This window comes from Streptomyces sp. NPDC002888, assembly GCF_042888465.1.
Lineage (GTDB): Bacteria > Actinomycetota > Actinomycetes > Streptomycetales > Streptomycetaceae > Streptomyces.
In genome coordinates, this window is the sequence record NZ_JBIAPU010000022.1 from 109,291 (window position 1) to 120,521 (window position 11,231).

Here is an 11,231-nt window from a genome sequence, read left to right on the forward strand (position 1 = left end):
CGCTTGCTTCGTCGCGTTGCCGAACCATGGGAGAGCGTGGCGAAACCAGGGCTGGACGTTGCCCAACCCTTGGTTCCTTCCAGGGAGTTCCTTGACCTTGCCGAGGAGCCTCAGAGGTCGACGACGGTCACGGTGCCGGACGACGAATCGGTGACGTAGGCGTGGCGACCGTCCGGCGCCACCGCGACCTGCTTCGGCAGCTCTCCGACCGGCAGCGTGGTGGTCACCTGGTTCGTCCTCGTCTCGATCACCGTGAGGAGGTTCGCGAAACTGGCGACGACCAGCGCGGTCGCCCCGTCGGGAGTCCCGCCAGCGGGAGAACGCGGGGGCAGCACGGGAATCGCCGCCGACACCTGCCACTGGCGGCTCGTCTGGAGGTCGTGGATCTGCGCGTCCACCCACTGCCTCGCCACGGCGGCGGGCAGCAGCCCGACCCGTCGAGCCGTGACCGCGGTCACCGGACCGACAGCCGCCGGCTCGTCGTCCACGCCGTCGCCCCGCCCGCCGCCTCCGAACGCCTGCACGCGAACGCCGCCGCCGACAGCCGGTCCCCGACCGCGTTGGTCAGCAGCGCGGCCCGCTCACCGGCGTCCAGCAGCCGCAACAGAGCGCGATCACGGAACTGCATGACTCTCCCGTCTGCCCGGCGCCGCCGACCTCCCGGGACCGCCCACCCGCCGCCGGACATCCAACGCGTACCGGGTCCGTACACGTTGAAGCGGCCCGCCGGGCCGGTTCACGCTGTCGGGTGAGGGACATGGTCTGCAAGGAGCTGATCCGAGCCGGACCGCCGCCCCCCCACCTGGCCCGACGGTGTGAAGGCATCACTCCAACGGCCCCCGCCACCTGCGCAGACACCCACACCCATGCCTATGTTCGCTTCGGTGTGTCCGACCGAAAGGCTCCCCATGGACCAGCAGATCGTGCAGGTGAAGATCCATCCGGCGATCGGTGTCGCCCGGGTCGGCAACAGTTCCGCGGCGCCGTTCATCGGCCCCGAGTCACCACACCAGAAGCCGCTTCCCCCCGGTTCCCACAAGGACGCGTCCGGGGCGATCATCAAGCAGGCGGCCCGGTTCCGGGTCTACGGCTACAACCAGGCCGGCGAGGTCGTCCGGGAGCTGAAGCCCGGTCAGGACGGCGTGAGCGAGATCCGCTGGTCGGTGCACCTGGCCAACAAGAAGGCCGCCTGGTACCGCTTCCACATTCCGCTCGACATCCCCGAAGCGGCCTCCCTCACGCCGGAACAGCGAGGCAGGCGCAATGCCGGCGTGATCGGCGCCGAGCGCCAAAAACTCGCCATCGACCCCGGCATCCGTACCGTCCGCGCCTCCCTGCACGACGTGGGCACCTTCGACACCGGCACGATCATGGGCCGCAAGGTCCCGCTCGGCCAGATCTCCACCGAGCCCAGTGGCCGCCTGCTCGTCGTCGGCGGCAACGGGAAGTCGGCCTCCTACGCCACCCCGGAGAAGCCGATCACCGGTGTCACCAACAACGACACCTGGTACGACGACGTCTCCGACGGCCCCGTCACCGCGCAGGTCACGATCGGCGGACAGACGAGGACGGCGACGCCGGCCTGGGTCGTGGTGGCCCCACCGCACTACGCCCCCGGCGTGAAGACCGTCCGCACCCTCTACGACGTACTCCAGGACGTGTTCACCACCGAGGGAACACTGCCGGGCGAGGACATCGTCTCCTACGCCGACCACATCGAGCCGATCCTCAGCAGATTCTGCGGGCTCCAGTGGACCAACCACGGCTTCGCCACCCAGTTCGGCTGGAAGGGCCCCAACGACTTCCTCGACCCCGCACTGCGCGCCCGCCTCGCCGACCCGGGCGGCAGCAGCCAGGAACTGCGCCGCCAGATCTACGTCCAGATGCGCGACTACGAACGGGACAAGACGTCACCGCTGCCGTGGCCCTGGCTGTACGGCGACGCGATGTCCAGCGGCAGGGGCACCTCGGAACGGCAGCACATCAGGCTCTCCCCGACCCAGGACCGACTGCTCGCCCGGTGGGCCGAGGGCCGCTTCCAGCCCGGCCCGCTCCACGGGCACCACGAGGACGTCGACCAGGCACCCGTCCAGGAGCAACCGGCCCTGCTCGACCGGGCCGCGCTGGAGAACTGCGCCGCGGACGCCTTCCACCCCGGCTGCGAAGTCACCTGGCCCGTACGGAACAAGACCATGTACGCCGAGCCCTTCCGCATCCTGCACCGCGCACCGGACGACCCCGAACGCGACTACGGCGACGTCCTCAGCGACCAGGAGGTCAAGTCCAAGGACGGCCCGCTGTACGCGCAGGGCCCCGGAGACCTCACCCGCTGGATGGCCGCCCCCTGGCAGTGCGACGCCGCCAGCTGCCGCTCCGGCTATCAGGTGCTGAGCGGTCTGGGCCCCCGCTACAGCCCCTACCTGCCCACCTTCTGGCCCGCCCAGATCCCCAACCACGTCCTGAAGCGCTCGGACTTCGACATCGTCAACGACCCCGGCACCGACCTACCGACCAGGGAGCGGGCCTTCGAACGACGCGCCGTGTGGCTGCGCGGCCTGACCGGCTCCGACTTCAACAAGCAGCGCCGCCAGATGATCGACGACTGGCCCGACTTCGGCATCGTGGAGACCCACGCCTACGAGGGCGGGGACGGCCGGTTCCCGGAGTTCATCCAGGTCGAGTCCGTCCCCGGCGAGCGACTGCGAGGGGCGCCCGACCACGCCAACCTCGTCAACGTCCAGGTCCCGCAGGCAGCCAGCCCCCAGCTGGCCGCGGAGGCCGGCACCTGGAGCGGGGAACTGCCGGCCGAACAGGTGGAGGCCGCCCTGGTGACCCAGGCCATCGGCGAGGCCATGCGCGCCACCGGCCACGACGAGGCGGCGATCGCCGCCGGCTACCTGGAGAAGCTCGACCCGCTCCGCGCATCCCAGTGACCTCCCCGACGGCGACGTACAGACCGCCACGCGACCACTACGACGTCGTGGTCGCGGGCGGCGGCCCCGCCGGCTGCGCCGCCGCCCTCACCCTGTCCAGGGCAGGCCGTACGGTGCTCCTCGCCGACTCGGCGACCGGCCCGCCGAAGACCGGCGAGGCCCTGGTGCCCGTGGCGCGCCTGCTCCTGCACGACCTCCAGGTCCCCGACACCGTCCTGACGGGAGGACATCTGCCGTGCCACGGCAACCACTCCTCCTGGGGCTCCACCGCCCTGCACACCGTCGACTTCATCCGCGATCCCTACGGCCACGGCTGGCACCTGGACCGCCCGCTGTTCGACCGCACCCTGCGCGCCGCGGCACGCGCGGCGGGTGCGGACGTGGCCGAACACACCGCCGTACGCCGGCCCCTGCGCCGCCGCGACGGCAGCTGGCGGCTCACCCTTCACGCCGCACCCGCCGGACCGCGCACCGTCACCTGCCGCTGGATCGTCGACGCCACCGGCCGGCGCGCCGCGATCGCCGTCACCGCAGGTGCCCGCCGACACGTCGAGGACCGGCTGACCGCCCATCACCTCACCCTCGACGCCCTGCCCGAGGCCACCGACGGCCACTCCCTGGTCGAATCCGCCCCCGACGGCTGGTGGTACACCACCCTGCTGCCCTCCCGCCGCCGCCTCGTCGCCTACTTCACCGACCCCGACCTGTTCACCCCCGCGGACTTCCGCCGCCGCCTCCTCACCACCCGGTACGTGGCGCCCACCGCCCACCCCCACGGACTCGGCACACCGACCCCTCCCCGCCGCGCCCCCGCCCACAGCGCCCACCTGGACCACGTCCACGGCGACGGCTGGATCGCGGCGGGGGACGCCGCCGTCGCCTTCGACCCCCTGTCCGCCCAGGGCATCCTCACCGCCCTGTGCACCGGACTCGGCGCGGGCCGGGCGATCGACGCCCACCTGCGTGGCACCCGCGGCGCCCTGGACGCCTACACAGCCGAGATCACCACCGCCCGCATCGCGTACCAGCACGCGCACCGCACCGCCCACGCCCAGGAAACCCGCTGGCCCGACCGCCCGTTCTGGTCCCGAAGACAAGGGACGGCGGCGGCACGGGCGGGATAGAGCTCCCGTGCCATGCCGCCGCCGTCAGCGCGGTCTCAGCAGCGCTTGCCGGAGTAGCCCGCCACGGGTGCGGGATCGCCGGCCTTGCGCACGGTGCCCACCCCGGCCGTGCACTCCGTGACCGTGCTGGTGCCGCTCGACCAGAACTCCTGGACGGTGGTGTTGGTCCAGGAACGCTTGCCCAGGACCTCGTCCTGCGAGTAGCTGTAGACGGCGGCGGTCACGTCGTAGTCCCCGGCGGTGTCACGGAAGCTGTCCCAGACCCAGACGTAGCCGTAGTTCTTGGCGCAGGACGGCGAGTAGAACTGCTTGACGGACGCGATGGTCGTGCCGCTGCGCTTGACGTACCCGGTGGTGCCGATCTGGTAGGCGTCCGCACACACCCCGGCGACCTGCGCCCGCGAACTCGCCGGGTTCCCGGCCGGTGACGGCGCGGTGGACGCGGCCGACGGGGCGGTGCGGGCACCCGGCGCGGGAGCCGGCCCGGTACCGGCGGAGGCGATGCCGGCCGGGACGAGCACGAAGGCGCAGGTGAGCGAGGCGGCGGCGGTCTTGAGATAACGCATGTGGTGGTTCCCCCTGGTGGTCGTCGATGGTCGTCGAGACACTCCGCCCGAAGCGGTGATTCCGGATGTCTCGGAACGTTTCGGACGACTGGTGAGACCCGTGGGCCCCTCAAAGGGTTGTACGCCGCGCGTCGGTGGAGTCGGGAAGTAGTGCATGATCGGCCCGGTCGAGACGAACCGAACGCTTGTCACGTGCCACCCGCCACCCCAGGGATCGAGGTATCCGTGTTCACATTGCCGCTCGGCGACGACGCTCAGCTCCGCCCCCTGGAGCCCTGGCACGCGCGGGAGTTCCTCGCCCACATCGACCGAGCCCGCCCGAACGTGGACCCGTGGATACCCTGGGCGACACTCGGCACCGACCTCGCCTCCGCCACGGCCGTCCTCCAGCGCTACGCCGACAACCAGGCCCAGGACACCGCGCGGATCTACGGCATCTGGCTGGACGGCACGCTGGTCGGCGGCGTCATGTTCACCCGCTTCGACGGAGCCTTGGGCGTGTGCGAGATCGGCTGCTGGCTGGAGGCGGCCGGGGAGGGCCGGGGGCTGGTGACCCGGGCCTGCCGGGCGTTGATCACCTGGGCCTTCGAGGAACGCGGGATGAGCCGTGTCGAGTGGTGGGTCGCGGCGGGCAACACCCGCAGCACCGAGGTCGCGCGTCGGCTCGGGATGACCCGCGACGGCGTACTGCGCCGACGCCATCCGTACCAGGGCGTCCGCCACGACAGCGAAGTCTGGTCCGTCCTCGACGAGGATTGGTCACCCGAACGGGACGCGTCCACGTCCGACACCCGGGCCGAACTCGACCGCCTGATGCGAGCCTTCCTCGGCGCGTTCACCAACACCGGCGGCAGCCGGCCCGACGTCGACGTCATCCGCGAGGTGTTCATCCCACAGGGCATGATCATCAAGAACCTCGGGGCCGATCCCGTGATCTACGACCTCGACGCGTTCATCGAGCCCCGCGAGAAGATCCTCACCGACGGCACGCTCACGGAGTTCTCCGAATGGGAAGTCGCCGACCGCACCGAGGTCTTCGGGTCGATCGCGCACCGCTTCAGCGCCTACCGCAAGTCCGGTTACCTCGACGGCGAGTGGTTCGAGAGCTCCGGACACAAGACCACCCAGTTCGTCCGCACACCGGCCGGCTGGAGGATGAGCTCGATGGCCTGGGACGACGTGTAGGGACGACGTCCAGGCAGGGCGTGCAGCGACGACAGGAGCGCCACCCCGTCCGGGACGGCGCTCTTCATCGTCGTACGCCCGGCCTGTCGGGGTGGTGTCACGGCTTACGTGCGAGGCCGCCGTGCTCGCCGACCAGTTGCGGGGCGGGGGAGTCGGAGTCCGGACGCCAGAAGGGAACCGACACGACCCCGGGCTCGATCAGCTCCAAGCCGTCGAAGAACGCCGTGATCTGGTCGACGGTACGCAGGTTGTAGGGGACGGCGCCGCTCTCGTTGTAGGCGTCCTGCGCCTGCTCGAAGACCGGGTCGATGCCCCGCGAACCGTCGTTGATGGAGAGGAAACTGCCGGACGGCAGCGCGCCCATCAGACGGTTCACGATGGAACGGGCCTGGTCGTAGTCGGCGACGTGTCCCAGGATGTTGCTGAGGATGAGGCCGGTGGGACGGGTGAGGTCCAGCGTCGCGGCCGCGGCCTCCAGAATGCGGTCCGGGTCCAGGACGTTGGCCTCGACGTAGGCCGTCGCCCCCTGCGGAGTCGAGTAGAGCAGGGCGCGGGCGTGCGCCAGCACCAGCGGGTCGTTGTCGACGTAGACGATCCGGGTCTCGGGGGCGATCCGCTGCGCGACCTCATGGGTGTTGTCGGCCGTCGGCAGACCCGTTCCGACGTCCAGGAACTGCCGAATGCCCGCCTCGGCGACCAGGTACGTGATGTTGCGGCGCAGAAAGGCGCGGCTGCTGCGGGCGATGGTGACGATGCCGGGAAAGACCGCGGTGTAGGCGTCGCCGGCCTCCTCGTCGACGGGGTAGTTGTCCTTGCCGCCCAGCCAGTAGTTCCAGATCCGGGCCGAGTGCGGCACCGACGTGTCGATCTTCTGGTGCACCGCTGGTCCTGGCGTGCTCGCATGGTCGGTCATGAGTGGCGTCCGTCTTTCAGCCGAGGCATCGATAGTTCAATGCACAACTTACGCCCCAACGGAGCGGGTACGTACATCAGTTCACGCTTCCGGTGGGATCGAGCGGTGCTTGCCCGAAACGTAATCGGCCCCGGCTCACTCCTTGATGCCGGGGCCCCTCCGGACGCGTCATCGGATGAGTGCGGCCTTGAGTACGCGCGCCGTTGCCCCGGGGAACGCGGTGTTCCCGTTGTGGCCGCCCGGGAAGAGGACCGTCTCCGTGCCCAGCAGCTCTGCCAGCGCGAGCGCGCAGCGGTGGGTGTGGACGGTCGGAGGGGTGTCCCGGCCCACCGCGGGGACGATCCGTGTCCCGGCCCGGGCTGCGGCCCGCACGTGCTCCGCCGGGGTGAAGCCGTCGGTGATGACGGCGGTGAACTCCGTACCGATGAAGTGGGCGAAGTTGGCCTGGCGTCGGGGTGTCATGGGCTGCGGGGTGAGGCCGTCCTCGGTCTTCTCGTGGACCGGGTCGATGCCGAGGTGCCGGCTGATCGCGGCGAACGCCGCCGGCAGGCCTCCGGCTGTGTGGGCTTCCTGGATGGCCGTCAGTTCGGCTGCGTGCTGGGCGCGGTCGGCGTCGGGCAGCAGGTTCGGGGTCACCGGCTCGTGTGCGATCAGTGTGTGCAGTGCTCCCGGATGCCGGGCCACGACCTGGAGACCGATCGCGGCACCCATGCTGAACCCGGCCAGCGCCGCAGGCCCGCCACCCACCTCCGCGAGCAGTCGCGCGACGTCGTCGGCGTGGTCGGCCATGGTGACGGGGCGGACGGGGTCGTCGAGCGTGCTGCGTGACAGGCCGCGGCGGTCGTAGGTGACCACGGTGAAGGTGTCGGCCAGGTGCGGGACGAGGTCGACGCTGCGGTCGGCGTCGCCTTCGCCGCTCTGGGACAGCAGCAGGACGGGGCCGCTGCCTTCGACTTGGAAGTGAAGGGTGGCGCCCGGGACGGAGAGCGTGCGGGCGGTGGCGGTGGTCGTGGCCACGGTGATTCCCCCTTGCAGGCGGCAGTCGGCGTCTCCGACTGACACCACGACAGTAACCCATCGAATTAGATGCATCAATAAAGATGCATCAATAAAGATGTATCATCGTCACCATGAACGGAGTCGAACTGTTCCTGCTGGGCCGCACTCTGATGAAGATCGGCGAACAGGCGATGCCCCAGCCGCAATCGCGGCAGCGGGGCTCGGACCGCTCGGTGCTCGTCGCCCTCGGTGACATCGTTGCTCATCCCGGCACGACCGTCGGCGAGGTCGCCGCTCGGACGGGCCTGCCGCAGAGTCAGGTCTCCACCGCCGTCGCCCGGTTGGAGGAGGCGGGCTCGGTCGACACGGCGCCCGATCCGGCCGACCGGCGCCGCCGTCTCATCCGTCCCGCCGCGAGGCCTTCCGCCCGAGTGGCCGAGGTCCGCGCCGCCACCATCGACGACGCCCTCACCGCCGCCCTCACCGACTCCGACGGCGCCGAACCCACCCCGGACACACTCCGTGAGATCGCCGCCGCCCTCGACGTGCTGGCCCGCCACCTGACCCCGGCGGCCGCCGCCCGCGCCCGCGCCCTCGACGGCCCGGGCGCAACCGCCACCGCCAAGTCGTAGGGCCGCGTGGCGAGGGCCGGCGTTGTCCCGGACAGAAGGATCGTGCCTGGTGGGGGAGGGGAGGGCAGTCCCGGACAGGGTGAGGGGTGCCGAACCGCGACGTCCGCTCCTACGGTTCCCTGGCCATGGACACCACACGCAGAGCGTTACTCAAGAGCATGGCCGCGGCTCCCCTCATGGCCACGGCGGGCGGGCTGCTGGCGCCGTCGTCCGCCCATGCGGCGCCGGAGGCCGAGTTCGTGCTGAAGCGGGTCGACCGCGTGGGGTCGCCGCTCCAGAGCAGCTGGCAGGACGCGGCCGACAGTCTCTCGCGCAGGCTGCGCGATGTGGAGCTGGTCCGGCATGTGCTCGCGGGGGCGAGGAGCAGGGGCACTCGGGTCGCCCGCTGGAATGGAGCGAAACCAAGCAATCTGGACTACAGCTTCGCGTGGGACCCGGCGACCCGGGACGGCACGACGAAGAGCTGGTTCCCGCAGGGCGTGACGACCAGCTATGACGCCTACGGCGGCAGGCTGCCGGGCAGCGGCGAGAAGGCCGTCGCCGTGTCCTGGTACGCCAAGGACAGCAACGCCCACAAGGGCGCCCGGATCAGCTTCATCGACGTAACCCATGACCCTCGGCGGCCGAAATACCGGCACGTCCTGCTCGTCGAGCCGGTCAAGGCCCAGGGCAGGCGGGCCGATTTCGTGCCGGTGAAGTTCCACGCCGGAGGCATCGCCTGGTACGGCAAGTGGCTCTTCGTGGCCAACACGCGCTATGGCCTCAGCGTGTTCGACACCACCAGGATGTTCCAGGTCTCCGCGGGCGACTGGTGCGGCTACAACCCCGCGAGGAGGAACTACGCCGCCTACGACCACCGGTACGTCCTGCCGATGCATCACATCTACGAGAACGCGGGGGACCGGCTGAAGTTCTCACAGGTCGCTCTGGACCGGGAACCGGGATTCGTCCCGTCGCTCGTGGTCAGCGAGTACCTGGACACCAGCCCGGACGGCAGAGCGGTGCGCTGGAACCTCAACGGTGCGGGTGAGATCGCCGACGTACGGAGCAGGGTGTACTGGACCCTGCGCACGCCCCGGGTCCAGGGAGCGGTCACCGTGGGGAACACCACGGCCTACTACTCGGCCAACAAGGGAGCGGAGAACGGCCCTCGCAGGCAAGGCGACCTGTGGATCCAGTCCCCCCTCGGCGGCCCGCTGGGCGAGACACCGCAGGCCCGGCTCTCGACGGGCCCGGAGGACCTGAGCTACGACGTGCACTCCGGCGGCTCCCTGTGGTCGCTCGGCGAGCACCCCGGAGAGCGGAGCGTCTACCGGGTGACCCTCTGACCGGCGCGGGTTCGCCCGCGGATGCCGGGGCAGGGTCTCCGGCGTGACGATGGTGTCTCGGGACACCGCGCGCCCGCATGGGTGCGACCGTGACCCCCACGGCCGTCCTCGTCACCCCGCCCGACGAGACCGCGTCGATCAAGGTGTCCTGGAGGGGCGGCAAGGTCTCCAACCCGGGCAAGGCGTCGGTCCCGCAGGTGAGCCCGCTCAGGCCGGGCGACGGCTGACTTCCGTGGAGTCGCCGTCGGCGGCGGCTGCACCCCGCCCGGCCGTCGGCGTGAGCCGCTCGGCCGCGCCCTCGACCACCTCGAGGTCGGCCTTGGTGTGGCCGATGGCCGCGTCGAGGAGGAGCGACACCAGCGGGTCGCCGGTGTGGGTGCGGCGCAGCCGGGTCAGCCCGGCGAGTTCGGAGAGATAGGTCTGGCGCTGCGCCGCGACGAACGCGTCCAGCGCCTCGGCGCCGAGCGCCGAGGCGCCGAACAGCTTCAGGAACAGCTCGTCGCGGAACCCGCTCGTACGCACCCAGGCACTCGTCGCCCAGCCGAGCACCTCGTCCTGCCCGGCCGGGGTGAGCCGGTAGAGGGTCTTGTCGGGCCGGTCCGGCTGGGCCACCTGGGAGCGGCTGACGAATCCGTCACGGACCAGCCGGTCGAGGATCTGGTAGAGGTGGCCGATGTTGAGCCCGCCCCACTGCGGGCCGATGGCCTCTTCGAAGCGCCCCTTGAGCTCGTAGCCGTGACTCTCACCCTCGGTCAGCAGGGCGAGCACGGCGTGGTGCAGCGGCAATGTACACACCTCCTGGATTGTGACAATGTACCGCTGCATTGGCACAATGTAGGAGGAGCGGCAGTGAGCGTGAGGTTGACGGGCGTGACCCGCCGGTATCCGGGGCTGGTCGCCCTGGACGCCGTCGATGTGGAGATCGACGACGGCGAGGCGGTCGCGGTCACCGGCCCGTCGGGCTCCGGGAAGTCCACCGTGCTGCATCTGGTCGGCGGCATGGACCGGCCCGACGAGGGGACGATCGAGGTCGACGGCGAGGAGCTGACGGCACGTCGACTGGACGCACACCGGCGCCGGATCGGTTTCGTGTTCCAGCGCTTCCACCTGCTGCCCGCGCTCACCGTGCTGGACAACGTCCTCGCGCCCGTGCTGCCCCGCCGCGTGGACTTCGACCGACGCGCCCGTGCCATGGAACTCCTGGAGGCGGTGGGCCTCGCCGCCCGCGCCGACGCGCTGCCGTCCGAACTCTCCGGTGGCCAGCAGCAACGGGTCGCGACAGCCCGGGCGTTGATCAACCGCCCGGGCCTCGTCCTCGCGGACGAACCGACCGGCAACCTCGACAGCGCGACCGGCAGGGAGATCATCGACCTGCTGCTCTCCCTGCGCGAGCGCTACGGCATGACCCTGCTGCTCACCACCCATGACCCCGAGGTCGCCGTGAGCTGCGACCGGATCGTCCGGCTGCACGACGGCCGGATCGTCGCCGACGAGCGACTCGCCGCCAGCGACGACGTGTTCGACCGGCTCGGAGGCCTGCGTCCGTGATCG

General features: G+C 70.8%; 13 protein-coding genes. 7 read left to right on the forward strand and 6 right to left on the reverse strand.

Going from position 1 to position 11,231, the window contains the following annotated elements; all coding sequences use genetic code 11:
* Positions 1-110: 110 nt before the first annotated feature.
* Complete coding sequence (locus ACFYWX_RS31715) at positions 111-488, reverse strand: YncE family protein (RefSeq protein ID WP_389427968.1); 378 nt, start codon at positions 486-488, stop codon at positions 111-113.
* A complete protein-coding gene (locus ACFYWX_RS31720) occupies positions 455-628 on the reverse strand; it encodes a hypothetical protein (RefSeq protein WP_389427970.1) in 174 nt (57 codons plus the stop codon). The genes ACFYWX_RS31715 and ACFYWX_RS31720 overlap by 34 nt, the downstream gene beginning before the upstream one ends.
* A 280-nt stretch (positions 629-908) precedes the next feature.
* Here ACFYWX_RS31720 and ACFYWX_RS31725 point away from each other — a divergent pair, with 280 nt between their 5' ends.
* The gene (locus ACFYWX_RS31725) at positions 909-2,933 is read left to right on the forward strand and encodes a LodA/GoxA family CTQ-dependent oxidase (RefSeq protein ID WP_389427972.1); all 2,025 of its coding nucleotides are present in this window, start codon (positions 909-911) and stop codon (positions 2,931-2,933) included.
* Entirely contained in the window at positions 2,930-4,057 is a 1,128-nt protein-coding gene (locus ACFYWX_RS31730; protein ID WP_389427974.1) for an FAD-dependent monooxygenase, read from the forward strand. The genes ACFYWX_RS31725 and ACFYWX_RS31730 overlap by 4 nt, the downstream gene beginning before the upstream one ends.
* A gap of 35 nt (positions 4,058-4,092) precedes the next feature.
* On the opposite strand, the gene ACFYWX_RS31735 is transcribed toward ACFYWX_RS31730, so the two are convergent.
* Entirely contained in the window at positions 4,093-4,623 is a 531-nt protein-coding gene (locus ACFYWX_RS31735) for a hypothetical protein (RefSeq protein ID WP_389427976.1), read from the reverse strand.
* A gap of 225 nt (positions 4,624-4,848) precedes the next feature.
* Between ACFYWX_RS31735 and ACFYWX_RS31740 the strand changes: the two genes are divergently transcribed.
* Positions 4,849-5,808, forward strand: a complete 960-nt coding sequence (locus tag ACFYWX_RS31740) for a GNAT family N-acetyltransferase (RefSeq protein ID WP_389427978.1) — start codon at positions 4,849-4,851, stop codon at positions 5,806-5,808.
* Positions 5,809-5,905: 97 nt separating this feature from the next.
* Here the strand turns inward: ACFYWX_RS31740 and ACFYWX_RS31745 are convergent, their stop codons facing one another.
* A complete protein-coding gene (locus ACFYWX_RS31745; RefSeq protein WP_389427980.1) occupies positions 5,906-6,721 on the reverse strand; it encodes an SAM-dependent methyltransferase in 816 nt (271 codons plus the stop codon).
* Positions 6,722-6,889: 168 nt separating this feature from the next.
* A complete protein-coding gene (locus ACFYWX_RS31750; protein WP_389427982.1) occupies positions 6,890-7,738 on the reverse strand; it encodes an alpha/beta fold hydrolase in 849 nt (282 codons plus the stop codon).
* Between the two features lie 113 nt (positions 7,739-7,851).
* Between ACFYWX_RS31750 and ACFYWX_RS31755 the strand changes: the two genes are divergently transcribed.
* From ACFYWX_RS31755 to ACFYWX_RS31765, 3 genes are all read left to right on the forward strand, one after another.
* Positions 7,852-8,352: a MarR family winged helix-turn-helix transcriptional regulator gene (locus ACFYWX_RS31755; RefSeq protein WP_389427984.1), complete on the forward strand. Its 501-nt coding sequence runs from the start codon at positions 7,852-7,854 to the stop codon at positions 8,350-8,352.
* A gap of 125 nt (positions 8,353-8,477) precedes the next feature.
* Entirely contained in the window at positions 8,478-9,680 is a 1,203-nt protein-coding gene (locus tag ACFYWX_RS31760; protein WP_389427986.1) for a hypothetical protein, read from the forward strand.
* A 77-nt stretch (positions 9,681-9,757) separates the two neighbouring features.
* Positions 9,758-9,907: a hypothetical protein gene (locus ACFYWX_RS31765; RefSeq protein WP_389427988.1), complete on the forward strand. Its 150-nt coding sequence runs from the start codon at positions 9,758-9,760 to the stop codon at positions 9,905-9,907.
* Here the strand turns inward: ACFYWX_RS31765 and ACFYWX_RS31770 are convergent.
* On the reverse strand, positions 9,888-10,505 hold the full coding sequence (locus ACFYWX_RS31770; RefSeq protein WP_389427990.1) for a PadR family transcriptional regulator: 618 nt from the start codon (positions 10,503-10,505) through the stop codon (positions 9,888-9,890). The two genes, ACFYWX_RS31765 and ACFYWX_RS31770, sit on opposite strands and share 20 nt — an antisense overlap.
* Positions 10,506-10,529: 24 nt before the next feature.
* On the opposite strand from ACFYWX_RS31770, the gene ACFYWX_RS31775 reads away from it, so the two are divergent.
* Positions 10,530-11,228, forward strand: a complete 699-nt coding sequence (locus ACFYWX_RS31775; protein ID WP_389427992.1) for an ABC transporter ATP-binding protein — start codon at positions 10,530-10,532, stop codon at positions 11,226-11,228.
* The last annotated feature ends 3 nt before the right edge of the window (positions 11,229-11,231 follow it).

Coding starts and splice junctions, on each gene's coding strand:
- ACFYWX_RS31745 (WP_389427980.1), bottom strand. CDS start 6,721: ATGACCGACCATGCGAGCACGCCAGGACCAGCGGTGCACCAGAAGATC.
- ACFYWX_RS31725 (WP_389427972.1), top strand. CDS start 909: ATGGACCAGCAGATCGTGCAGGTGAAGATCCATCCGGCGATCGGTGTC.
- ACFYWX_RS31765 (WP_389427988.1), top strand. CDS start 9,758: ATGGGTGCGACCGTGACCCCCACGGCCGTCCTCGTCACCCCGCCCGAC.
- ACFYWX_RS31720 (WP_389427970.1), bottom strand. CDS start 628: ATGCAGTTCCGTGATCGCGCTCTGTTGCGGCTGCTGGACGCCGGTGAG.
- ACFYWX_RS31735 (WP_389427976.1), bottom strand. CDS start 4,623: ATGCGTTATCTCAAGACCGCCGCCGCCTCGCTCACCTGCGCCTTCGTG.
- ACFYWX_RS31760 (WP_389427986.1), top strand. CDS start 8,478: ATGGACACCACACGCAGAGCGTTACTCAAGAGCATGGCCGCGGCTCCC.
- ACFYWX_RS31755 (WP_389427984.1), top strand. CDS start 7,852: ATGAACGGAGTCGAACTGTTCCTGCTGGGCCGCACTCTGATGAAGATC.
- ACFYWX_RS31770 (WP_389427990.1), bottom strand. CDS start 10,505: ATGCAGCGGTACATTGTCACAATCCAGGAGGTGTGTACATTGCCGCTG.